This is a genomic window from Roseovarius sp. MMSF_3298 (assembly GCF_030733705.1).
Lineage (GTDB): Bacteria > Pseudomonadota > Alphaproteobacteria > Rhodobacterales > Rhodobacteraceae > Roseovarius > Roseovarius confluentis.
In genome coordinates, this window is the sequence record NZ_JASHIN010000027.1 from 18260 (window position 1) to 41459 (window position 23200).

At 63.8% G+C, this 23200-nt stretch carries 26 protein-coding genes and 1 tRNA gene; 14 read left to right on the top strand and 13 right to left on the bottom strand.

What is annotated here, in order from left to right:
* Positions 1-63: 63 nt before the first annotated feature.
* The 4 genes from RBB18_RS18935 to RBB18_RS18950 form a co-directional block, all read right to left on the bottom strand.
* Positions 64-381: a hypothetical protein gene (locus RBB18_RS18935; RefSeq protein WP_306112003.1), complete on the bottom strand. Its 318-nt coding sequence runs from the start codon at positions 379-381 to the stop codon at positions 64-66.
* Positions 382-533: 152 nt separating this feature from the next.
* Positions 534-1010 (bottom strand): DUF2948 family protein, encoded by a 477-nt coding sequence (locus tag RBB18_RS18940; protein WP_274593088.1) that lies wholly within the window; start codon positions 1008-1010, stop codon positions 534-536.
* Positions 1007-2275, bottom strand: coding sequence for a UDP-N-acetylglucosamine 1-carboxyvinyltransferase (murA, locus tag RBB18_RS18945; protein WP_274593089.1), 1269 nt, complete (start codon positions 2273-2275; stop codon positions 1007-1009). Before murA ends, RBB18_RS18940 begins: the two co-directional genes overlap by 4 nt.
* Positions 2276-2280: 5 nt before the next feature.
* Positions 2281-2451, bottom strand: coding sequence for a hypothetical protein (locus RBB18_RS18950; protein WP_170067192.1), 171 nt, complete (start codon positions 2449-2451; stop codon positions 2281-2283).
* An 89-nt stretch (positions 2452-2540) separates the two neighbouring features.
* Here RBB18_RS18950 and RBB18_RS18955 point away from each other — a divergent pair.
* The 8 genes from RBB18_RS18955 to RBB18_RS18990 all read left to right on the top strand — a co-directional run bounded on the left by RBB18_RS18955 (position 2541) and on the right by RBB18_RS18990 (position 9898).
* Positions 2541-2615 (top strand) — tRNA-Thr (locus RBB18_RS18955).
* 268 nt (positions 2616-2883) lie between these two features.
* Positions 2884-3930, top strand: coding sequence for a rod shape-determining protein (locus RBB18_RS18960; RefSeq protein WP_057792035.1), 1047 nt, complete (start codon positions 2884-2886; stop codon positions 3928-3930).
* Between the two features lie 23 nt (positions 3931-3953).
* The gene (locus tag RBB18_RS18965) at positions 3954-4367 is read left to right on the top strand and encodes a hypothetical protein (RefSeq protein WP_306112002.1); all 414 of its coding nucleotides are present in this window, start codon (positions 3954-3956) and stop codon (positions 4365-4367) included.
* A gap of 26 nt (positions 4368-4393) precedes the next feature.
* Positions 4394-5335, top strand: coding sequence for a rod shape-determining protein MreC (gene mreC, locus RBB18_RS18970; protein ID WP_103763235.1), 942 nt, complete (start codon positions 4394-4396; stop codon positions 5333-5335).
* Entirely contained in the window at positions 5328-5867 is a 540-nt protein-coding gene (locus tag RBB18_RS18975; protein ID WP_274593100.1) for a rod shape-determining protein MreD, read from the top strand. The genes mreC and RBB18_RS18975 overlap by 8 nt, the downstream gene beginning before the upstream one ends.
* Complete coding sequence (gene mrdA / locus RBB18_RS18980; protein WP_306112001.1) at positions 5864-7807, top strand: penicillin-binding protein 2; 1944 nt, start codon at positions 5864-5866, stop codon at positions 7805-7807. Before RBB18_RS18975 ends, mrdA begins: the two co-directional genes overlap by 4 nt.
* Positions 7808-7817: 10 nt before the next feature.
* Positions 7818-8957 carry a rod shape-determining protein RodA gene (rodA, locus tag RBB18_RS18985; protein ID WP_103763232.1) on the top strand — a complete coding sequence of 380 codons (1140 nt, stop codon included), beginning with the start codon at positions 7818-7820 and terminating at the stop codon, positions 8955-8957.
* A gap of 5 nt (positions 8958-8962) precedes the next feature.
* On the top strand, positions 8963-9898 hold the full coding sequence (locus RBB18_RS18990; RefSeq protein WP_103763231.1) for a glyoxylate/hydroxypyruvate reductase A: 936 nt from the start codon (positions 8963-8965) through the stop codon (positions 9896-9898).
* A gap of 87 nt (positions 9899-9985) precedes the next feature.
* On the opposite strand, the gene RBB18_RS18995 is transcribed toward RBB18_RS18990, so the two are convergent.
* Genes RBB18_RS18995 through pncA form a run of 3 tightly spaced genes read right to left on the bottom strand, consistent with a single transcriptional unit; the run spans position 9986 to position 11934 of the window.
* Positions 9986-10762, bottom strand: a complete 777-nt coding sequence (locus RBB18_RS18995; protein WP_103763230.1) for an SseB family protein — start codon at positions 10760-10762, stop codon at positions 9986-9988.
* Positions 10755-11345: a uracil-DNA glycosylase family protein gene (locus RBB18_RS19000; RefSeq protein ID WP_103763229.1), complete on the bottom strand. Its 591-nt coding sequence runs from the start codon at positions 11343-11345 to the stop codon at positions 10755-10757. Before RBB18_RS19000 ends, RBB18_RS18995 begins: the two co-directional genes overlap by 8 nt.
* Positions 11338-11934, bottom strand: a complete 597-nt coding sequence (gene pncA / locus RBB18_RS19005; RefSeq protein WP_103763444.1) for a bifunctional nicotinamidase/pyrazinamidase — start codon at positions 11932-11934, stop codon at positions 11338-11340. Before pncA ends, RBB18_RS19000 begins: the two co-directional genes overlap by 8 nt.
* Before the next feature lie 160 nt (positions 11935-12094).
* Between pncA and RBB18_RS19010 the strand changes: the two genes are divergently transcribed.
* Genes RBB18_RS19010 through RBB18_RS19020 form a run of 3 tightly spaced genes read left to right on the top strand, consistent with a single transcriptional unit; the run spans position 12095 to position 14622 of the window.
* Positions 12095-12643: an NADPH-dependent FMN reductase gene (locus tag RBB18_RS19010; RefSeq protein WP_170067191.1), complete on the top strand. Its 549-nt coding sequence runs from the start codon at positions 12095-12097 to the stop codon at positions 12641-12643.
* A gap of 47 nt (positions 12644-12690) precedes the next feature.
* A complete protein-coding gene (locus RBB18_RS19015) occupies positions 12691-13611 on the top strand; it encodes a rhodanese-related sulfurtransferase (protein ID WP_103763227.1) in 921 nt (306 codons plus the stop codon).
* A 51-nt stretch (positions 13612-13662) separates the two neighbouring features.
* Entirely contained in the window at positions 13663-14622 is a 960-nt protein-coding gene (locus tag RBB18_RS19020) for an SIS domain-containing protein (protein ID WP_306112000.1), read from the top strand.
* A 377-nt stretch (positions 14623-14999) separates the two neighbouring features.
* Here RBB18_RS19020 and RBB18_RS19025 read toward each other — a convergent pair whose 3' ends face one another.
* The 3 genes from RBB18_RS19025 to RBB18_RS19035 all read right to left on the bottom strand — a co-directional run bounded on the left by RBB18_RS19025 (position 15000) and on the right by RBB18_RS19035 (position 17756).
* Positions 15000-15740: a glucose 1-dehydrogenase gene (locus RBB18_RS19025; protein WP_306111999.1), complete on the bottom strand. Its 741-nt coding sequence runs from the start codon at positions 15738-15740 to the stop codon at positions 15000-15002.
* 73 nt (positions 15741-15813) lie between these two features.
* Positions 15814-16980, bottom strand: coding sequence for a winged helix-turn-helix domain-containing protein (locus RBB18_RS19030; protein ID WP_306111998.1), 1167 nt, complete (start codon positions 16978-16980; stop codon positions 15814-15816).
* Entirely contained in the window at positions 16977-17756 is a 780-nt protein-coding gene (locus RBB18_RS19035) for a hypothetical protein (RefSeq protein WP_306111997.1), read from the bottom strand. The genes RBB18_RS19030 and RBB18_RS19035 overlap by 4 nt, the downstream gene beginning before the upstream one ends.
* Positions 17757-18017: 261 nt before the next feature.
* On the opposite strand from RBB18_RS19035, the gene panB reads away from it, so the two are divergent.
* Positions 18018-18845: a 3-methyl-2-oxobutanoate hydroxymethyltransferase gene (panB, locus tag RBB18_RS19040; RefSeq protein WP_103763222.1), complete on the top strand. Its 828-nt coding sequence runs from the start codon at positions 18018-18020 to the stop codon at positions 18843-18845.
* On the top strand, positions 18842-19684 hold the full coding sequence (gene panC, locus RBB18_RS19045) for a pantoate--beta-alanine ligase (RefSeq protein ID WP_306111996.1): 843 nt from the start codon (positions 18842-18844) through the stop codon (positions 19682-19684). The genes panB and panC overlap by 4 nt, the downstream gene beginning before the upstream one ends.
* 148 nt (positions 19685-19832) lie before the next feature.
* Here panC and RBB18_RS19050 read toward each other — a convergent pair whose 3' ends face one another.
* The 3 genes from RBB18_RS19050 to RBB18_RS19060 form a co-directional block, all read right to left on the bottom strand.
* Positions 19833-21119: an acetylornithine deacetylase/succinyl-diaminopimelate desuccinylase family protein gene (locus RBB18_RS19050; protein ID WP_306111995.1), complete on the bottom strand. Its 1287-nt coding sequence runs from the start codon at positions 21117-21119 to the stop codon at positions 19833-19835.
* Positions 21120-21303: 184 nt separating this feature from the next.
* Positions 21304-21966, bottom strand: a complete 663-nt coding sequence (gene gph / locus RBB18_RS19055) for a phosphoglycolate phosphatase (RefSeq protein WP_103763219.1) — start codon at positions 21964-21966, stop codon at positions 21304-21306.
* A 22-nt stretch (positions 21967-21988) separates the two neighbouring features.
* Positions 21989-22426 (bottom strand): DUF1330 domain-containing protein, encoded by a 438-nt coding sequence (locus tag RBB18_RS19060; protein WP_103763442.1) that lies wholly within the window; start codon positions 22424-22426, stop codon positions 21989-21991.
* 118 nt (positions 22427-22544) lie between these two features.
* Between RBB18_RS19060 and RBB18_RS19065 the strand changes: the two genes are divergently transcribed.
* Positions 22545-23144 carry a hypothetical protein gene (locus tag RBB18_RS19065; RefSeq protein ID WP_103763218.1) on the top strand — a complete coding sequence of 200 codons (600 nt, stop codon included), beginning with the start codon at positions 22545-22547 and terminating at the stop codon, positions 23142-23144.
* Positions 23145-23200: the final 56 nt, after the last annotated feature.

The window sequence follows — 23200 nt, forward strand, 5'->3', positions numbered from 1 at the left end:
CCGCGCAGACTTAGACCGACGCCTGCCGCGCCTCAAGTGCCTTCGCTTTTCAAAACGGCGCCCCTATAGCGCAAGGCTGGCCGTGTAATCGGCCAAGATACGCAAGCCCGAAGGTGTGGTGTCCGCAATCACTCGCCGGACGAACCCGATGGTCCCTTCGCAGTAGAGGCCGGGATCCTCTTCATTCGACCGCAGATAGGCTTGCATGGCCGGAGTCGTTTCGCCGTCCGCCTCGCGCCAGCCTTTCAGGAAGATATGCCAGTCTTCTTCCGAAGGTTTCTCGAAGGTCTCCGGCATATCCCGCCCCGTCGCCAAGGCCGCGAACTGTGCGGTCAGCCAACGACCATGCAGGTCGGGCTCGATCCGGCTCAGCTTGCGCAATCCGCCCTTGGCGACAACAAGACACAGATTCGGCGTTTACGACAGTCAGCGATTGCATGACGAAGTAAAAGAGAACGACGCCAAGCGGTATGGCGACAAGGACGAAACGCACAACATTCATGCCCGTCGGTCCCGTTTGCGGCAATGCCGCGTCAGGCGTCGTGGTCCGGCGCCTTGCCGGACGGTGAACGATAGGGGCGCGTGACATCCCGCAGCGTGACTTCCAGCGCCTCGATCCGTGCCCGCAAGGCTCCGTCACCCGCCAGCGTCAGCGTCACGTAGCCTGCAACGTCCTCGGCACTGTCGGGTTCGAACCGCACGGAGAGCACCGACAGGATCACATCAGGGTCGTCGCGGTCCAGCCCTTGGCTGGAGACGCCTTCGACATTGTCAATTACCAGAAGCGTGCGCACCCGCTCGGCCCCGTGCCGCGCCCGCGCGCCGTCTTCCCAGCGAAACCGGTTGATCAACAGCGCCAGCCGGCGCTCGCGGGGACGCCACGCCATGTCTTGCAGGGTAAAGACCGCGTCCTGTACCAGACTCGACACCACGTCGAGATCTTCGGCATCGAAGGCCCCCAGGTTCAGCGGCGCCTCGCGCCCGTCTTCGAAACGTGCATCTTCGGTCATTCGCCTTGCACCCGCTCTATCCGTGCGCCGACATTGCCCAGCTTTTCCTCGACCCGCTCATAGCCGCGGTCCAAGTGATAGACCCGGTTGACCAGCGTCTCGCCCTCGGCCGCCAGTCCCGCCAGGATCAGTGAGACGCTCGCCCGCAGATCAGTCGCCATGACCGGCGCGCCTTTCAGACGCTCCACGCCGGTCACTGTGGCTGTGCCGCCATGAACGTCTATCTTCGCGCCCATCCGCATCAGTTCGGGCGCGTGCATGAAACGATTCTCGAAAATCTTTTCTTCCAGAACGCTGGTGCCCTCGGCGGTGCACATCAGCGCCATCATCTGCGCCTGAAGATCGGTCGGGAAGCCCGGAAACGGCTCGGTCACCACGTCGACGGCGCGCACCCGGCCATTTTTCCGCGCGACCTTGAGGCCCACGTCGGTCTCTTCAACGGAGACACCGGCGGCGTCCAGCCTTTCGCAAAATGCCTCGACAAGGTCGATCCGCCCGCCCAGGCATTCCACCTCGCCGCCGCAAATCGCAGGTGCCAGCATGAACGTGCCCAACTCGATCCGGTCGGTCACCACCGGATGGGTCGCCCCGTGGAGGCGGTCTACCCCCTGGATGGTGATCTCGCTCGTACCCTCGCCCTCGATTTGCGCGCCCATCTTGCGCAGGCATTGCGCAAGGTCGACGATCTCGGGCTCGCGCGCCGCATTCTTCAATACCGTGCTGCCCTTGGCCAGAGTGGCCGCCATCAGCGCGTTTTCCGTCGCCCCGACCGACACCAGCGGAAAGTCCACGACACCGCCTTCAAGGCCACCGGGCGCCTTCGCATGCACGTATCCTTCTTTCAGCTCGAGCTCCGCGCCCATCGCCTCAAGCGCCTTAAGGTGCAAATCCACAGGCCGTGCCCCGATGGCGCATCCGCCCGGCAGCGACACCACCGCGTGGCCGTCCCGCGCCAGCATCGGCCCCAGCACGAGGATCGAAGCGCGCATCTTGCGCACGATGTCGTAATCGGCCACGTGGCTGTCCAGATCATGGCTCGACATCGCCAGAACCTGGCCGTCCTGAAGCGTCGTCACCTCCGCGCCCAGCGATTGCAAGAGCGCGGTCATCGTCTTGATGTCCGACAGGCGCGGCGCGTTGGTCAGCGTCAGGGGCTCCTCGCTCAGAAGCGTGGCCGGCATCAGCGTCAGGCACGCGTTCTTTGCCCCGGCAATCGGGATTTGCCCCTGAAGAGGGCCATTGCCCGTCACGAGTATCGAATCCATGTCTTTTATCCGCCCTTTTTCTTGTCCTGGCCTGCCTCCGGCCCCTCCTGTCCCGACGCCTTGCCGCGCGCCTGTGCCTTTCGGCGGGCCAGGTTCGCTTTCAGCGCAGCCTTCAGCCGGTCCTCGCGACTTTGCTGGGATTTGGCGCCTGATTTGGGCGGGGGGTTCGTGCTCATGGCGCCTGTCTACAGCAGTCGCTAAAAACCGTCTAGATTACGCTTGCACGAATGCACGGAACGGTCTAATCACCCCGCCACGAACCGGCGCTGCTGTAGCTCAGTGGTAGAGCGCACCCTTGGTAAGGGTGAGGTCGGGAGTTCAATCCTCCCCAGCAGCACCATGATCACCGAAAGGTGATCGCCTCATTCCAATTCGTGCAGCACCTGAACTGCGCGCCCACGAGCGCTTACCTTCTCTATTGATCGCAGGTTTTGGCACATCCGCGACCGCACAGGACTGGCGCATTGCGATCACGCCCGGCAATTTGACGCTTAGCAGGCCCGAAACCACCCTTTCACCCGACAATCGCCCACTCTATAAGAGCGAACGGTTTCCGGCGGTCGAGTCGGGGACCAAATCACTATTCAAACCACAGGACGCAGGCACCCATGTCCATCTTTGACAAAATCCCCGGGCTCTTCACCGCTGACATGGCGATCGACCTCGGCACGGCCAACACGCTGGTCTACGTCAAGGGGCGAGGCGTCATTCTGTCGGAGCCTTCCGTGGTCGCCTACCACGTCAAGGACGGCGTCAAGAAGGTGCTGGCCGTGGGCGAGGATGCCAAGCTGATGCTGGGCCGTACGCCGGGTTCGATCGAGGCGATCCGCCCCATGCGCGAAGGCGTCATTGCCGATTTCGACACCGCCGAGGCGATGATCAAGCACTTCATCCGCAAGGTGCACAAACGTTCGACCTTCTCCAAGCCCAAGATCATCGTCTGTGTCCCTCACGGCGCGACTCCCGTTGAAAAACGCGCCATCCGTCAGTCCGTGCTCAGCGCCGGCGCGCGGCGCGCCGGCCTCGTTGCCGAACCCATCGCGGCGGCCATCGGTGCCGGTATGCCCATCACCGACCCCACCGGCAACATGGTCGTGGATATCGGCGGCGGTACCACCGAGGTCGCGGTTCTGAGCTTGGGCGACATCGTCTATGCCCGCTCGATCCGCGTCGGCGGCGACCGCATGGACGAGGCGATCATCAACTACCTGCGCCGCCAGCAGAACCTGCTGGTTGGGGAATCCACCGCCGAGCGCATCAAGACCTCCATCGGCACCGCTCGGATGCCCGACGACGGGCGCGGCAGCTCGATGCAGATCCGCGGCCGCGACCTGCTCAATGGTGTGCCCAAGGAAACCGAGATCAGCCAGGCCCAGGTGGCCGAGGCGCTGGCCGAACCCGTGCAACAGATCTGCGAGGCGGTGATGACCGCGCTCGAAGCCACTCCGCCGGACCTTGCGGCCGATATCGTCGACCGTGGCGTGATGCTGACCGGCGGAGGCGCGCTGCTGGGCGATCTGGACCTTGCCCTGCGCGAACAGACCGGGCTGGCCGTGTCCATCGCCGATGACAGCCTGAACTGCGTGGCGCTCGGCACGGGCAAGGCCCTGGAATTCGAGAAGCAGTTGCGCCACGCCATCGACTACGACAGTTAAGCCCTGCGGGAAGAGGTCGGATGATGCCACGTTTCATGATCCTCTCCCTGTTGCTCGCACTGCTGGCCTCCGCCGCAAATGCGGGCTCCGCCCTGCCCCAGACCGGTGATTGTGTTCACAGGGAAGACGCCAGCGGAGTGATCCTGAGAACCCTGATAAAATGGTCCGGGGCGACTGCCGAGATTACAACCACGTACGGCGAGACCGTTCCGGGCAAGGTCGTTGGTCTGCGTTCGCATGACGAGAATTTCAAACTTTCCATCTTCTACGAAGACCCGATCTCGGGTCCGTCCGAGATGACGATTTTCGGGGTCACGTTCGATGGAGAAACAACACATCGTCGCTCGGTCGTCTCATATGAAACGCTACACGACGGAACGCGGGTCATCAATTACGTCAGGGGAATCGAAGACATCGAATGCTCTGTGCTAGAGTAAACCCAATCTGCAATCGAAGGTAACGCTTGGCCAAGGACCGCAACCAAAGCAGCGACTACACCGCCCCCCTGAAGCGTCTGCTTCTGGGGTTACTGGTATTGTGCCTGATCGGTCTCTTCGTGTTGTGGCGGATCGACAGTCCCCGCGTGGAACGTTTCCGTGCGCAGGTGATCGACCGGGTCGTGCCCAGTTTTGACTGGGCCATGGCGCCGGTCACCGGTGCCGTAAACATCTTGCGCGATTTCCAAAGCTACCAGCGCATCTACCAGCAGAACCAGGAACTGCGGCGCGAATTGCAGCAGATGAAAGCCTGGAAAGAGGCCGCCCTACAGCTGGAACAGGAGAATGCGCGGCTGCTCGACCTGAACAACGTCCAGCTTGACCCGCGACTGACCTTCGTCACCGGCGTCGTTCTGGCCGACAGCGGTTCGCCTTTCCGGCAATCCGTTCTGATCAACGTCGGCGCCCGCGACGGCATCGTCGACGGCTGGGCGGCTATGGACGGGCTGGGGCTGGTGGGCCGTATATCGGGCGTGGGCGACAATACCGCAAGGGTGATCCTGTTGACCGATACGTCCAGCCGCATCCCCGTCACGATCCAGCCGTCGGGCCAGCAGGCACTGCTGATCGGCGACAACACCGCCTCGCCGCCCATCGACTTCATCGAGGCGCCGGACAAGGTGCGCCCTGGCGATCGTGTGCTGACCTCGGGCGATGGCGAGGTCTTTCCGGCCGGCCTCTTGGTCGGGCAGTTGGCCGAGGACCCGGGCGGGCGTATGCGTGTCCGCCTGGCCGCCGATTACGAGCGCCTGGAATTCCTGCGCGTTCTGCGGAATTACGGGCATGAGCGCGTGCTTGATCCCGGCAGTCTAATTCAGCCGTCCGTCCCGGTCGTGCAGGGTGCCGACCCCGATCCGGAGCCGCAACTACCCGCCGAGGCGCAGACCAGCGAGGCCACCGATGGGTGACAATGTTGCCTTGCAGATGTGGACGATGCGCGCGCTCTATCTCGGGCTCGCGCTGTTCGTGATGTTCTTCAGCCTGCTGCCGCTGCAAACCCTGCCACGTGGCTGGGCCGGGCCGGACCTGATCGTCGCGCTGACCTTTGCCTGGATCCTGCGCCGCCCGGAATATGTGCCCCCCCTTCTGGTGGCGGGCGTGATGTTGTTGGGAGACCTTATGTTCCATCGCCCGCCCGGCCTTTGGGCCGCGCTGGTGCTGATCGCGGCGGAAACCCTGCGCGCGCGGCATATCGGCCTTCGGGACCTGACCTTTGCCGTGGAATGGGTCTCGGTCGCCACGACACTGGTCGTCATGACCTTGGCCTACCGCACAATCCTAGCCGTGTTGCTTGTCGACCAGGCGCCGCTGGGCCTCAGCTTCATCCAGCTCCTGATGACAATGATTTGTTATCCGCTAGTGGTGCTGGTCTCGCAATCTGTCTTCGGGGTGCGTAAACTGGCCCCTGGTGACATCGACGCACTCGGAGGCCGGACATGAAGCGCCCCACCCGCGACAATACCGAAAGCCAGCGCCGCATCACCCGGCGCGGCTTGGTGCTGGGCGGCGGCATGGCGGGCTTCGTGGGTCTTCTGGGTCTGCGCATGCGCTACCTTCAGGTCGATCAGGCCGACCAGTTCCGTTTGCTGGCGGACGAGAACCGGATCAATATCCACCTGATCCCGCCATCCCGCGGCCGCATCTTCGATCGCGAGGGGCGGGTGATCGCAGAGAACATTCCCTCCTACCGGATCAACATCATTCGCGAACAGACCGGTGACCTCGAGGACGTGATCGCACGCCTGTCCAAGCTCGTGCGGCTGAACCCCGAAGAGCTGAAAAAGGCGCGCGAAGACCTCGCCAAGCTGCGCGGTGACACGCCGGTGACAGTGGCAGACCGCGTCAGTTGGGAGGATATCAGCCGCGTCGCCGTCAATGCGCCCGCCCTGCCCGGCGTCACGCCGGAAGTAGGCCTGTCGCGGCACTATCCCATGGGCGAGGATTACTCGCACGTCGTCGGCTACGTCGGGCCGGTCAGCGACCGCGATCTGGAACGCATCGACGCGCCCGACGCGCTGTTGCTGATCCCGCGCTTCCAGATCGGCAAGATCGGGCTTGAACGCCGGCGCGAGGATACGCTGCGCGGCAAGGCGGGCACCAAGCGGGTCGAAGTCAACGCCGCTGGCCGCGTGATGCGCGAACTGGACCGGGTCGAAGGCGAGGCCGGCGCGGACATCCAGCTGACGCTCGACAATGCGCTGCAATCCTACATCACTGCCCGTCTGGAAGGCGAAAGCGCCGCCGCAGTGGTCATGGATTGCGACACCGGCGACCTTCTGGCCTGTTCATCCACTCCCGGCTATGACCCCAACCTTTTCGTGCGCGGAATATCGCAGGCCGACTACTCGGCGCTTTTGGACAACAAGTACCGCCCCCTGCCGAACAAGGCCGTGCAAGGCGTCTATCCCCCGGGTTCGACGTTCAAGATGGTCACTGCGCTGGCGGCGCTGGAGGATGGACAGGTTGATCCCAACGAGACCGTCTATTGCCCCGGGTTTCTTAAGGTCGCGAACCGCCGCTTCCATTGCTGGAAACGCGCGGGGCACGGCAACGTGGACCTGCACCGCTCGCTGCGCGAAAGCTGCGACGTCTATTATTACGACCTCGCGCTGCGCGTCGGCATCGACAAGATCGCGGAAATGGCCAAGCGCCTCGGTCTCGGTCTCGAACATGATCTGCCGATGACGTCCGTCGCCGGCGGCCTCATCCCCAACAAGCTGTGGAAGGCGACCTCGCGCGGCGAGGACTGGCGCATCGGCGACACGGCGAACGCCGCCATCGGCCAGGGCTACGTGCTCAGTTCACCATTGCAGCTTGCAGTGATGACCGCCCGGCTGGCCACCGGCCGCTCGGTGTCACCGCGACTGGTGCGTTCCGTCGATGGCGTCGAGGAGCCGCCCAACCGGGGCGAGCCGCTTGGCCTGAACGAAAATACCCTGCGCGAAATCCGGCAAGCGATGTATGCCGTGTCCAACAATCGGCGCGGCACGGCCTATGGCAGCAGGATCATCGAAGACGCCTTTCGCATGGCCGGCAAGACGGGCACCAGCCAGGTCCGGAACATCACGGCCGCCGAACGTGCCCGCGGCGTTTTCCGCAACGAGGATCTGCCGTGGGAACGCCGCGACCACGCGCTCTATGTCAACTTCGCACCGTTCGAGGTGCCGAAGGTCGCTGTGGCGGTGATCGTCGAACATGGCGGAGGCGGCTCCACGACAGCGGCCCCCATCGCCCGCGACATCACCCTTCAAGCACTGTACGGCGATGATCCCCCGCTTGACGCCTACCCGTCCAAGGACCGGGGCCGCATCAAGACTCAGCAGGAACAACTGCGCTCGCGCCTCGACCGTCGCGGCAGCGAAGACAGCGACCGGGCATAAGGGGCGCTGCATGAGCTATCTTGAATACACCGTCAAGCACACGCCTTCGGGCCTGCGCAAGGTTCTGTACCTCAACTGGCCTCTGGCGCTCTTGCTGACGGCGGTCGCCGCCATCGGAATCCTGATGCTCTACTCTGTTGCAGGCGGAACGTTTAACCCTTGGGCCGAACCGCAGGCAAAACGCTACGCGCTCGGCTTTGCCGTGATGTTCTTCGTGGCCATGGTCCCGATCTGGTTCTGGCGCAACATGTCGGTGCTGGCCTACACGGTCTCCGTCCTTCTTCTGATCGCGGTCGAACTGGTCGGCGTCGAGGGCAAGGGCGCGCAACGCTGGATCGACCTGGGCTTTATGCGCCTCCAACCTTCCGAGCTGATGAAGGTGACGCTGGTCATGTTTCTGGCGGCCTATTACGATTGGCTGCCCCTGAAGAAGACGTCTCGCCCGCTCTGGGTTCTGCTACCCGTGGTTCTGATCCTTGTTCCCGTGGCGCTGGTTCTGCGTCAGCCCGATCTCGGCACCTCAATCCTGCTGATCACCGGCGGCGGGCTTATCATGTTCCTCGCGGGCGTCCACTGGGCCTATTTCGCTGCGGTCCTCGCCGCCATCGGCGGGCTGGTCACGGCGGTTTTCAAGAGCCGCGGCACCGATTGGCAATTGCTGGCAGACTATCAATACCGCCGTATCGACACGTTCCTGGATCCCGCGTCAGATCCTTTGGGCGCGGGCTACCATATCACCCAGTCCAAGATCGCGCTCGGATCCGGTGGCTGGACGGGGCGGGGCTTCATGCAAGGCACCCAGTCGCGGCTCAATTTCCTGCCCGAGAAACATACTGATTTCATCTTCACGACGCTGGCCGAGGAATTCGGATTCGTCGGAGCCATTTCGCTGCTGATGCTGTACGCGCTCATCATCGTCTTCTGCGTCACCTCGGCGCTGGCGAACCGCGACCGCTTCTCGTCGCTTTTGACGCTGGGGGTCGCCGTCACGTTCTTCCTGTTCTTCGCGGTGAACATGTCGATGGTCATGGGCCTTGCGCCCGTGGTCGGCGTGCCACTGCCGCTGGTCAGCTATGGCGGCTCGGCCATGCTCATCCTCATGCTGGGCTTCGGCCTGGTGCAAAGCGCTCATATCCATCGCCCCCGGTAGGTCTCATGTCTCTCAATATCCTATTCGCCGCCAGCGCCGAACGCTGGGCGGACTACGAAGCCCCCCTGCGCAAGTCACTCCACGACGCCGGGATCACCGAATACACCCTGTCCACGGACCTGCCGCCGGACCAGGTCGACTATATCGTTTATGCGCCAAACAGCGATGTGCAGGACTTCGCGCCGTTCACCCGTGCGAAGGCGGTGCTCAACCTTTGGGCCGGGGTCGAAGGCATTGTGCGCAACGACACCTTGACCCAACCGCTGACGCGCATGGTCGATGACGGCCTGGAGCGCGGCATGGTGGAATGGGTGACCGGCCATACCCTGCGCCATCACCTTGGCACCGATACCCACGTTCTGGGGCAGGACGGCACGTGGCGTCACGACGTGCCGCCACTGGCCAAGGACCGACCGGTGACAATTCTCGGCCTCGGCGCCCTTGGCCAGGCCTGTGCCGAAGCTCTCGTGCATCTTGGCTTTCCTGTGACAGGCTGGTCGCGCAGCCAAAAGTCCATAGACGGGATTACCTGCCTATATGGCAACGATGGTCTTGCGCAGGCACTCTCAACCGCGCAAATCGTCGTGCTCCTGTTGCCCGACACGCCGCAGACCGAGAACGTGATTGACGCCGGCACGCTGGCGCAGATGCCGTCCGGCGCCGTTGTGATCAACCCCGGACGCGGCCCTCTGATTGACGATGACGCTCTTTTGGCCGCGCTTGACGGCGGTCACATCGCCCATGCGACCCTCGACGTCTTCCGTACCGAGCCGCTACCGCCCGAGCATCCTTACTGGGCTCACCCGAAGGTTACAGTGACGCCGCATATTGCCTCGGAAACCCGTCCCGATACCGCGGCGCAGGTGATCGTGGAAAACATCCGCCGTGGTGAGGCGGGCGAGCCACTGCTTCACCTCGTCGACCGCGATCTGGGCTACTGACCCACGCTGACACTGTCCGAGCGAGGCCGGAAGAAGAGCGCGGAAATTGCGAGAATTCCGGCTCATCCTATCTAAGGAAAAAATTCCTTACCGCAGCTTTGGCGGCTTCGCTGGATCGGTCCCCGGTGTCGACGGCCTCGCCTCTTCAGCCTTGGGCAAGTCAAACCGTAGCCCCACCAATGCCATGCGCGCCGCGGCCGGGTCCGAGCTTCGGAAAAATCCCACGTCCAGCAATCCGGCCTCCAGTCCGGAAAGCGCCAGCACCTCCGACACGGCTCGCGCAATGGCCGGCTCCGCCTCGGGCACGGCATCCACTACGCCCAGCAGGTGACCCTTGGCCCCGCTGTCATAGGTCACACCCACGAGATACACCAGTTCCGCCAGACCGCCCGCCGCCGCCAGCCGTGCGTCGAGCGCAGTAACAAGCGCTTCGGGCAATCCCTTGGGCGGATGAAATGAATCCGGCTGCGCTTCCACCTCTTCGGGACCCTCGGCCAGCGTTTCGGCCAGCCAGACCATCGCCTCGTTCGGCAACAACGCTGCCTGCGGCCCGGACTCGAGGTTCAGGCCAAGGCCCAGCCCTGCCTCGGCCAGAATCTCGGCAACTGCCCGACCCGAAAGCGCGACGTAATGCGCCTCTGCCCCGGCAAACTCTGCCAGTCGCTCTTCGGTATCAAAGGCCAGCACGAAAGTCCGACCTTCCACCTCGAAGGCTTGCGGCACAACATCATCCTCTTCGGCCTCCGCCTCCAGCAGCAGGAACAGTTCCGCCGCCGCCAACGTCTGGTAGTATCGCAGTCGCTCGGCCTCGCCGCCCGCTTCCATCGCCACATGAGCCCGGTCCAAATGTGTCGTTTCAGTCATCCAGTGCGCGCCTCACTTCTTCCCGCAGTGCTGGCAGAACTTCCGCCTCGAACCACGGGTTTTTCTTCAGCCACCCGGTATTGCGCCACGACGGATGCGGCAAGGGGAAAACCCCCGGCGCATAATCGCGCCAGTTGCGCACCGTCTCGGTCACCGGTCCCTTCTCGCCCAGGTGGTAGCGATGCGAATAGCCCCCCACGATCACCCGTAACTTGACCTCGCCCAAGGCCGCCATCACCCGGTCATGCCAAGTCTGGCCGCAGATCTTCGGCGGTGGCAAATCTGACCCCTTGGCGTCATACCCCGGAAAGCAGAACGCCATCGGGATCACCGCCACCCGGCGCATGTCATAGAACTGCTCCGCCGTCATTCCCAGCCAGTCGCGCAGCCGGTCGCCCGACGGATCATCGAATGGCTTGCCCGACTGGTGCACCCGCATGCCCGGCGCCTGGCCCGCGATGAGGATTCGCGCCCCGGGCCGGAACCACACGACAGGGCGCGGCGCATGGGCGGTCTGCGTTAAGGCAAAACGGTCAGCGCAGATACGGCAGGCTTCGATTTCTCGGATCAGGCCCTCAGGCAAGCGTTACACCCGCCGCACGCATGTCCTTCAGCGCGATCTCCAATGACCCGTCCAGGTCGATCCCTCGGCACAGATCACGCAGCACAGTCACCGGATAACCCAGCCGTGCTGCATCCACCGCCGAGTAGTTCACGCAGAAATCCGTGGCCAGACCGACCATTACCAACTCGGTGATTCCGCGGGTCCGCAAGTAGCCATGCAGGCCGGTGGGTGTCTCGTGATCGTTCTCGTAGAAAGCCGAGTAACTGTCGATCGCCGGGTTATATCCCTTCCGCACGATCATGTCGGCGCGGTCGGTTTCCAGGTCGGAATGAAACGCGGCGCCTTTCGTCCCCTGTACACAATGGTCCGGCCACAGAACCTGCGAGCCATAGGGCATGTCGATGACCTCGAACGGCGCTTTTCCGTCGTGGCTCGACGCGAACGACGAATGCCCGGCCGGGTGCCAGTCCTGCGTCAGGATCACGGCGCCCGCATCCCGCATCATCGTGTTGATCCCGGCCACGATCCGGTCTCCGCCCTCGACGGCCAGCGCCCCCCCGGGGCAGAAATCGTTCTGCACATCGATGACGATCAGGGCCTTTGGCATGAGTCTCTCCTGTTGCGAACACGCGCCGGACCCTGAAGCAGCGATGCGCAATGGTCAACGCCAGCCTCACTTCTGTGCGCCAACGCAGAGAACGCCTGCGAACCTTTCTGTTTCCTTCATCCACAAACCGATTATGTCTGATGTCAAAGGAGACATGACCATGACCAAAACACTGAATTTCGCCACCATAAGCGGCTCGCTTCGCAAGGGCAGCCACAGCACGTCCGTGGCCGACACCCTGCAAGACCTCGTTCCCGAAGGCGTGACGGTCACCCGGCACGACATTGCCGACATTCCGCTTTACAATGAGGACATCAAGGACGGCGATACCGCACCTCAGCCTGTCCGCGACCTGGCCGAGAAGCTGGCCGCTGCGGACGCCATCATCGTAGTGTCACCGGAATACAACCGCGGTACCTCGGGCGTTCTGAAGAATACCATCGACTGGATGTCGAAAGAGCCGAACGCGCCCTTCTCGGGCAAACCCACGCTGATCATCACCCAGTCGCCGGGTGCCACGGCAGGCCTCACCGCGCATTACGACCTGCGCCAGGTTCTCTCGGTCATCAACGCGAACGTTCAGGCCGGGTTCGAGATCGCCATCGGCGGCTCCGCCGGAAAGATCGAGGACGGCAAGCTGACCGACGGCAACACGCGGGACTTCATCACCAAGCAACTGAAGCGCCTGACGAGCACCGCGGCAGGCTGACCTCGCGGGTCTTGCCGAATTCTACCGAAGGGCGTAGATCGCGGCGCATGTACACCATCGCCGCGCTCTACCACTTTACCCGGTTCCAAGATCCCGCCGCCATACAGGGGCCGCTGCTTGCCCTCTGCGAGGCGGAAAAGATATCGGGTTCCCTGCTGCTGGCGCATGAGGGCATCAATGGCACGATCGCCGGTCCTCGCACCGGGATCGGCTCTGTTATCGCCCATATCCGAGCGCTGCCGGGATGTGACGACCTGGAGTGGAAGGAAAGCACCGCCGCGTCGCAGCCCTTCCGCCGCCTCAAGGTGCGCCTGAAGAAAGAGATCGTCACGATGGGTCAACCCGAAGTCGACCCTGTCGCAAAGGTCGGACACTACGTTGATCCGACCGACTGGAACGACCTGATCCGCTCGCCGGACGTAGCCGTGATCGACACGCGCAACGACTACGAGGTGGCGATCGGCACCTTCAACGGCGCCATCGACCCCAAAACCGAAAGCTTCCGCGACTTCCCCGCGTGGTGGGAGGAAAACAAGCACCGCTTCCACAACAAGCGCATCGCGATGTTCTGCACAGGCGGCATCCGCTGTGAGAAATCGACCAACTACCTCTTGGGCCAAGGCGTCGAAGACGTCTACCACCTCAAGGGTGGCATTCTGAAATACCTGGAGGAGGTCGCGCCGGAGGACAGCACCTGGCAGGGTGAATGCTTCGTCTTCGACGGCCGCGTGTCGGTGGGCCACGGACTGAAGGAAGGACCGCACCTATTGTGCCACGCCTGCCGCCGCCCCGTCCTGCCAGAAGACACCAAGCGCCCAGAGTACGAACAGGGCGTCGCCTGCCACCTCTGCGCGCATGAGACCACCGAGGCGGACAAGAACCGCTTCCGCGAACGCCAGAAACAAATGGCCCTGGCCGAAGCCCGCGGCACGACCCACATCAAAATTGTCCACGAGGACGAGGCTTGACCGGCCCCGCCCGCTCGGACAGGCTCGGCGCACCTTAGCAAAGCGATCCACATGACGGACACTCCGACTCCCACCGACATTGCGCGTGACGTGCTGACCATCGAACGCGATGCGCTCGACCTGATGCGCGACACCCTGTCCGAGACGTTCGACACCGTGGTCGACCGCCTGCTTGAGGTGCCGGGGCGGGTCATCGTGTCTGGCATGGGCAAGTCCGGCCACGTGGCGGCCAAGGTCGCGGCGACCTTCGCCTCCACCGGCACGCCGGCGCAATATGTCCATCCGGGCGAAGCCAGCCATGGCGATCTCGGCATGGTCACGCGCCAGGACGCCGTGATCCTGATTTCCAACTCCGGCGAAACGCGCGAACTGGCGGATATCATCGCCCACTGCGCACGGTTCTCGATCCCGCTGGTGGCAATTACCAAGAAACCCGACAGCGCGCTGGCGCGACAGGCCGATCACGTTCTCACGCTGCCCGACGCACCCGAGGCCTGCGGCATCGGCATGGCGCCCACCACCTCAACCACCTGCACCATGGCGATGGGCGACGCGCTGGCTGTGGCCATGATGAAACTGCGCGGATTCGAGCGCGAGAACTTTCTTACCTTCCACCCCGGCGGCACGTTGGGCGCACAGCTGCTGAAGGTCTCCGCGGTCATGCATACAGGCGACGCGCTTCCCACAGTGCTTCCGGATACACCGATGTCCGAAACACTGATCGAGATGACGGCCAAGGGGTTCGGCGTCGCGGCATTGGTTGAAGATGGACGCTTGACCGGGATCATCACCGACGGTGACCTCCGGCGTAACCTCGACAGTCTGATGTCCCGCAGCGCAGGCGAAGTCGCCACGCGCGATCCCCGTACGATCGCGCCCGAAGCTCTTTTGATCGAAGCCCTCGGCGTTATGAACACCAACAAGATCAGCGCACTTTTCGCCGTGGACGACACCGGCCAACTGCGCGGTCTCGTCCACATCCACGATGCTCTGCGCGCTGGCGTTGCCTGAGCCGAGCGCAGCAGGTCCCTCTGGTCTGTCAGCCGATAATTGTGGTTGCCGATTAACGGCCCATTGCCATCAATCTCGTCAGCATTTTTCAAGGCGCCACGGATTATGTGATCCATGTGCTTCGCGACCACTTCATTTCACGCAGTGATCTGATCGCGGCCCTGGGCAAGCAGGGCGTGGAGTGCCGTCCCGTCGCACCGGAAATCAGCGCTTTTTTGATGGACCTTGCGCCCGCAATCCGGTCTTTCGCATATCCGCAAAGCCTCCGGCCTCAAACGAACAGGCTCTATGCCCCGGGCGCAGCCGCGCATCTGCACAATTTCCGTGATAGATAATGCACTTTTTCTATCCTTTTTCCGCGCGGACAATGCACTCGCCTAAATGCAGCGCCCGCCATCCACCTCCATGCAGACGCCCGTGATCATGCTCGCCTCGTCGCTACACAGGAAGGACGCCGCGTTGCCCATATCCTCGGGCGTCGAAAACCGCCCCAGTGGGATAGTGCTCAGGAACTTTGCCCGCATCTCGGGCGTGTCCTCGCCCATGAAGGATTTCAAGAGTGGCGTCTCGCCCGCCACCGGGTTCAGCGCATTCACCCTTATACCTTCGGGGGCTAGCTCGACCGCCAGTGCCTTGGTCGCCGTGATCATCCAGCCTTTCGATGCGTTGTACCAGTTCAGCTTCGGCCGCGGGCTGACCCCGGCGGTGGAGGCGACGTTCAGGAACACGCCCGATCCTCGCGCCTTCATCCCCGGCACGAAGTTCTGCGCCGAAAGGTAGACCGACTTGCAATTGACCGCGAAGACCCGGTCGAAATCCTCCTCGGTCACCTCTTCCGCCGATGTCGGCAGATGGGTAACTCCGGCATTGTTCACCACGATATCCGGCAAGCCGAACGTCATCTCCGTGGCCAGCGTCAGCGCCTTCATGCTCGCCGGGTCCGCCACGTTCACCGGACAGGCCGCTGCGCCCAGTTCCTCTGCCAGGGCCATCGCGCCGGGGCCATTTAGGTCCGCGATCATCACCTGCGCACCCTCGGCGATGAACTTGCGCACGATCCCTGCGCCAAAGCCGCTCGCCCCGCCGGTGACCACCGCCGTCTTTCCTTGCAATCGCATCTGAATCCTCCCTTGCCGTCGTTCGGCACATGGCACTCTGCCCTGGCCCTAGGCGCAACCCCTATCTTACGGATCACACCGGGCGCGACACGCTCCAGCCCACGTCCCGGATCCCCGCCAGTCGCGCGAAGCGCTCCAGTTCGCGCTCCAGCTTGGCCAACCGCTGCGGGGTCCACTTGACCCGCGGCTCCGGCCAGAACCCCGTCACCTGCATCCACCCCGCCGCCCGGTCGGCTTTCAGTTCCAGCCGCCCGACAAACCGATCGCCCTCCAGCAGAGGGTACACGTAGTATCCCCAGATCCGCTGATCCTTCGGCACGAACATCTCGTTTCGGTAGGCAAACCCGAACAACCGCTCCAGACGCGCCCGGTCGCGTATCGCCGGGTCGAACGGGTTGAGCAGGCGCAGATGCGACGACACGCTTTCCGCCGCCGCCAGCCGGTCTTCGATATCATCCACGCCCCAGGCTTGTCGCCACGTGCCGTCTGCGCCTTCAACCTCTAGGGGCACCAACCGGCGACGCTCGGACCAGGCTTTTGCCTCAGGGGCGGTCATCGCCTCCCAGAACCGCTGCACCTCGCCCACCGTGGCCATACTCAGGCGGTCGAGCGCGGAATCACAAAGCCAGTCCGCCGCCACGTCCTCGCCCGGGCAGCGCCGCAGATCCACAGGGAACACGCGCTCGCCAAGGTCATAGTACTTCACGAAATTCTCGCGGTGACAGGTCGCCAAATCGCCTGCATACCACATCTGATCCAGCGCCTTCTTGTGGGGCGGGCGCGCCCACATTTCCCGGCTTTCCGCCTTGGTGTCGAACGCGTGGGTCGACAATGGCCCCTCCTGCGCGATCCGCTCTCGGATTCGCCGCACTTCCTCTTGACCCAGCCCCGAACGATACCAATCGGACCGCGCAACCTTTCTCCCAAGCCGGCGGAACTGCCGCTGCCAATAGGGCAGCACCTCCATCGGGATCAGCGAGGCGTCATGCGTGAAATGCTCGAACAGCTGCCGGTTCTTCAGAAGCGGCCACAACTGCCGCTCGCGATAGTTCCGGTTGCGGCTCCACAGGATATGGTGATGGGCGCGGGTGACATTTCGGATCGTGTCGATCTGCACGAACCCCAGACGCCGGATCACGTCCATTACATCCACCGGCCCGCCCGGCGCATCAGCCAGCCCGTTGGCATGCAGCCAAAGCCGCCGTGCGGCCCGGTTGCCGATCCGCAGCGCCGCGGTCACGGCCGGCTCATATACACCAGCGTTTCGCGCAGGGCACGGCCCTCGAACTGAAGAACTGTGTTCATAAACAGCCGCCCGATGGCGCAGGCTTCGGTGTTGCTGGCCTGGTCGAGATTCATCATCGCCACCATCAGCCTCGGCGCCCGGTCGGTGGCCTGGATGCTGCGGGTCATGCTGGCCTGAATGCGGTCCTCGACCCGTTGAGTGGTCGCATCGCTCAACCTGATCGGCGCACGGCGCGCCCCAACCCGGGCCGCCTTCGCCTGAATACGGTAATATTTCTGCAACGCGTCGGTGTTCAGCCGCGCCGCCACGCGCGACGTCAGTTCAGCAAACCTTGCGGGGCGCATCCGGTTACTTACCGCCATGCCGCATTGCCGGATCGTCAGCGTCTCCATGATCTTGCGCTCGACGGTGTAATAGAACTTCAGATCTCGCGTCGGCAGATGGCCCAGCCCGCGCTCGACTAACGGCCACATCAAGCCATCCGAAACCCGCACACCGGTCGGATCCTCGAACGCGGCGATCACTTGGTCCGCGACATAGCCCGCGATCACCGGATCACGGTAGAGCAGTTCTGCCTGGTCCACCGCCAACTCCAGGTTCTCGCCGCTGAACCCCAGCAGGCGCAAATCCTCGCGGATCGGTGCGATGTCGGGAAGTTGCCCCAACAGTCGGATCACCTCCTGCCGCTCGGCTTCCGTGGCCTTTTCCTGGGCCATGGCAAGTCCGGTGCCGGCCACGATCAGCCAAGCGAAAACAGCAAGAAGGCGCAAAGAAAGTCTCCTATCCTGAACAGCAGGGTGTCGCAGGGGGCGTGGTCGGATCCCGTCTGGTCAACGTAAGGATTCTCCAACGGTTTGAAAGCCCCTTCCCGACGCGTCGCCCCGAATTGCCGCGCCAGTGTCGCGCAAGCGTCTGGCCATTTCGCGTAATTCGCCCGGATATCAGGGCCTTGCTCACGTATGCTTCCATACTGGATTCGCTGTCACTTACCTGTTAGGTCATCTCGCAAGAAGCCAATGCCGGAATGTCCCATGAGCGCCACAGCCCGCAAATCAGCCCCCCTGCCGGACGATATCCGCGCCATGAAAGGTGGCACGCCCATCGTATCGCTGACCGCCTACACAACGCCGATGGCGCAGCTGATGGATGCCCATTGCGATTTCGTCCTCGTGGGCGACAGCGTCGGCATGGTCCTGCATGGCATGCAGAACACGCTGGCCGTGACCATGGAGATGATGATCATGCATGGACAGGCCGTGGCCCGGGGGCTCAAGTCCGCGATGCTGGTCGTGGACATGCCCTTCGGCTCTTACGAGGAAAGCCCCGCACAGGCCTTTCGCAACGCGTCGCGCATGATGGCCGAAACCGGCTGCGCCGCGGTCAAGCTCGAGGGCGGCGTGCACATGGCCGAGACGATCGCCTTTCTTGTGGCCCGCGGGGTGCCGGTCATGGCGCATATCGGACTGACGCCGCAATCGATCAACACGCTGGGCGGCTACAAGGTTCAGGGCCGTGACGCCGGCGCGGGACAGGTCCTGCGCGACGCCCGCGCGGTGGCGGATGCCGGCGCCTTCTCGGTGGTGCTGGAAAAGCTGCCCGCAAGTCTTTCGGACGAGATCACCGAGGAGATCGCGATTCCGACCATCGGCATCGGCGCCTCCGCGGGTTGCGACGGCCAGGTCCTCGTGCATTACGACATGCTCGGGCTCTTTACCGCCTTCAAGCCGAAATTTGTCAAGCGCTACGCCAACTTGGGCGAAGACGCGGAAAAGGCCATAGCCGCCTATGCCGAAGAGGTCCGCGCCCGCGCCTTTCCGGCCGAAGAGCATATGTTCGCGGACAAGGCCCCCGAAAAATGACGGCGCCGATCCTGCGGCAACTGGACGACCTTCGCGCCACCACCGCGCCATGGCTGCGGGCCGGTGCCCGCATTGGCGTGGTGCCGACGATGGGCGCGCTACATGACGGACATCTCTCGCTGGTGGCGGCGGCTAAAAAGACCTGCGACCACGTCATCGTGACGATCTTCGTGAATCCCAAGCAGTTCAACAACCCCGAGGACCTGGCCAACTACCCCCGGACCGAGACCGACGACGCAAGAAAGCTCGCCCGCTTCGACATAGACGCGCTCTGGGTGCCCGGCGGCGATCAGGTCTACCCGGACGGCTTTGCGACCAGCGTGTCGGTCTCTGGCCTGACCGACGTGATGGACGGCGCCTATCGCCCGGGCCATTTCGACGGGGTCGCCACCGTGGTGACCAAGCTGTTCACCCAGACCTCCGCCACCGATGCGTTCTTCGGCGAGAAGGACTTTCAACAGCTCCTCGTGGTGCGCCGCCTTGCCGCCGACCTCGACTTGGGCGTGACCGTGCATGGCTGTCCCACGATCCGTGACATCGACGGGCTGGCGCTCAGTTCGCGCAACCTGCTGCTGTCGGACCGGGCCCGCACCACGGCCCCGCGCCTGCACGAGGAAATGGAAGAGATTGCCGCGGGGCTCTCCCGCGGTGACGCGTTCGACCCCTTGCGCGAGGCCGCAACGGCCCGCCTGCTCAAGGCCGGATTCACGAAGGTGGATTATCTCGACCTGCGCGCCCAGTCCGATTTGCGCAGCGTCTCGGACACCGCGCAGCCCGCGCGCCTATTCGCGGCAGCGCACCTTGCCGGCGTGCGGCTCATCGACAACATCGCGGTCTGACACCGCTCCGGACACGGTCTTGCTCTTTCCGTGTTCAGCGCGACATCCCGCCAGGCTTCGCCTTGGGCACAAAATCAAGTGGTTTGGCAGCTAAGGCGAAACCCGAGTGCCTCGACACAAGCCCGCTCGGCGTGGGTTGTCACCCACCCTACGCCCTCAACAACCCGTGCAACGCCAACGCCATGACCTGCGCGCTTTCCACCATATCGTCTATACCGACGTATTCATCTGGCTTGTGCGCCAGGTCCAGTATGCCCGGCCCATAGGCGATGCAGTTTTTCAGCCGCCCGATCCGGTCGATATGCTTCTGGTCATAGGTGCCGGGGCTGACCACGTACTGCGCTTCGCGTCCGAAAACCGTTTCGACCGCGCCTGCCACCGCGCCTACGACCGGCGCATCCCGCTCAGTCATAGTGGGCTCGACACTGTGGATAGCCTTGATCGTATAGTCGAACCCGGCCCGGCCCGCGCGCACCCGTTCCAACACGGCGCGAACCTCCTGTTCGACCTCGCTAATATCCTCTTCAATCAGGAACCGCCGGTCGATCACCATCCTGCACCGGTCGGGCACGCAGGGGCTGGGCAGGCCGGTATAATCCATGTCCTGTTCCGGCTCGCCGCCATGAATCGAGTTGATGTTCAGCGTCGACTGCTTTGCCCCTTCCGGCACCACGGGCATGTCCGTGCGCTTCTGCGCCAGTGCCGGGAACAGGCTTTTTTCCATCTCCGCCACGACCGCCCCCATGTGCCGCACCGCGCAATCGCCAAGGAACGGCATCGAGCCATGGGCAATCTCGCCCAGCGTCTCGATCTCGGCCCACCATACGCCGCGATGTCCCAGACAGATGCGATCCTTGTTCAGCGGCTCGGGTATGATCACGTGCTGCACCCGGTCGGGGCTGAAATATCCCTTTTCGGCCAGGTAGGCGACGCCTCCGAACCCGCCCGATTCCTCGTCCGCCGTGCCACTGATCTCGATGGCACCGGCATACTCGGGGCAGACCGCGATGAAGGCCTCGGCGGCGACGATACTGGCCGCCAACCCGCCCTTCATGTCACAGGCACCCCGGCCATAGACGCGGCCGTCCTTCACCTCGCCGCCGAACGGGTCGACCGTCCAGCCGTGGCCCACCTCGACCACGTCAATATGACTGTTGAAATGCACGCATTGCCCCGGGCCGCTGCCCTCGCGCCGCGCCACGATGTTCCAGCGCGGGTGCCGGTCACTGTCGCCCACGGCACCCTCGGCCCGGATCAGTTCGGTGTGAAACCCGGATTTCAGCAACCGCCTGTCCAGCAGATCACAGATATCGTGGTAGAGCGCCCCGGGCGGGTTCAGTGTCGGGATGCGGATCAACGCCTGTGTCAGTGCCACCAGATCCTCGCGCCGCGCCGCCACCTCGGCCAGTAATCTTGCGCTCAGGTCTGCGCTCATGCCCCTGCCCCCTTGGCCCGAGTCTCGGTGCCGGTCCGGGAACTCGCAAAATGCGACAGGACTACAAAACCGCGCAGGTTTTCGACACGCGATGTGTTCGACAGTGTTCGCATCTTCCCCGCTCGCTCTGTTCGGGCGCCCCGCTTTGGCACAGCCTAGCAGCGCCACCACGAATTGAAAGCGCTCAGCCTACGGCCAGCAACCGCCTCACGATGGCGGGCAGGTCACCAAATGCATCAAACCGCGCGTCATGCGGCAACTCCTCTGCCGAGGTCCTGCGATACCCCTCGGTGTATAGAGCGAACGGCACCTCGGCCCGCGCGGCGGTTTCGGCATCGACTTCGCTATCGCCCACGAAAACAACTCTCGCTGCCCCGACCCGCGCAATGACCTCGAGCAGCGGCGCAGGGTCGGGTTTGCGCACCGCCATAGTATCGCCACCGACCACCACGCCGAAATGCCGGTCCAGTCCCAGATGCGTCAGCACCGCCGCGGTTGGCCCTTCCGGCTTGTTGGTGCAGACCGCCAGGTCCAGCTCCTCGGCCGCCAAAGCGTCAAGGCAAGCCACCACCCCTGGATATGGCAACGTAAGGTGAACGGCGCCCTCGTATAGAGCCAGAAACTCGTCCAGGACCTCCGCCTGCAACACCGTGTCCGCGGCCAAACCACGCGCCGACAGGCAACGTTCGACGAATACCGCCGCGCCGTGGCCCACGAAACCGCGCGCCTCGGCCAGCGTGAAAGGCGCGATATCCCGACGCTCCAGCACCGTGTTGGCTGCGGCATGAATGTCCGGCGCGCTGTCGATCAGCGTCCCGTCCAGGTCAAAGACGACCGCCTGCTTCATACTCGTTCGCCCTGCAACACCCTCAGCCCTCGACCATCGTCATGTCCCCGAACCCGGCGCCGGGAATACCCGGGCGCATTCGGATCAGTCGCGAGTCCGCCACCGCCGCCTGCCTGTGCCGCACGGCCGTGCGATATGCAGGGTCGCGCAAGATGCCGACAAAGGCGGACACGCTGGGATACTCCGCGATGAAGGCGATGTCCCAGGCCTGGTCCGCCGGCCCGATCAGCATCAGTTCCGGCTGGCCCGCCCAGACGATCCGTCCGCCCAAGTCGCGCAGCACCGGCGCACTCTCCCGACCATAGGCCGCATAGGCCTCGGCGCCCGTCCCCTGCGTCCCGTCTTCGTAGGCCGCGACCTGCCGCAGCCTCACGAGGTTCAGCATATGCACAGGGCCCGGCCTCTCCATCTCGCGGAATCGGGCGAAACACTCTTTCGTGGGGTCAATATGGCCTGTCATCTGCGCTCTCCTGTCGTGCCGCCACCCTGCCCGGCGCGAGCCGGAAAGGAAAGCATGGTTGAACCCCGGCACCGTCCGGATCGACACATATCCATCAACCTTCAAAGGAGCCTTTGCCATGAAACGCCTTTTCACACTGACTTTCATTGCAATTACCACCGCCATTCCCGCCGCTTTCGCCGAAGAAGGCACCATCGTCCTGCGCGACCTGACCGCCGACATCGTACCAACGGTTGCCCGTTCCGGCGCCGACCGGGATTTCGACGGCAACGGTCCGATCATGACGCTGGGCACCGAACTGACCATCGGACGGAACGGGCGGGCCGTCTTCGCATCGGTGATCTTCTCCGCTCGCGAAGACGGCGGCGACGGCACCGCCACGTCGATCCGCACCGCGCCCACCGAGGTCTGGCGCTGGCAACCCTCCGACGGGGCCCGCTTCGTCAGCCGTATCATCACCGATCCCATCGCCACCACGCGCCTTCGGTCCGTACCCGGCTGCGCGCCCATCGGCTGTGCCACCATCGGTCCGGCCGAGGATGGCGGGCTTATCCTGACCCAGCGCAATCTGCCGGGGTATCTGAATGCGGTCACCTATCTCAGCGACACCACGGGCGACGACATATCAACCGACCAGAACCCCCACGGCGACACGTCAATCCGCAACATCAGCTTCGACCCGATCGTGGTGGAATTCTCCAGCCATCTCGGCGGCTGACCGAAGCGCCCGGCCTCCTGTCGCCCGCCTGCAATTCAACATCGGGCCGAGCGGGC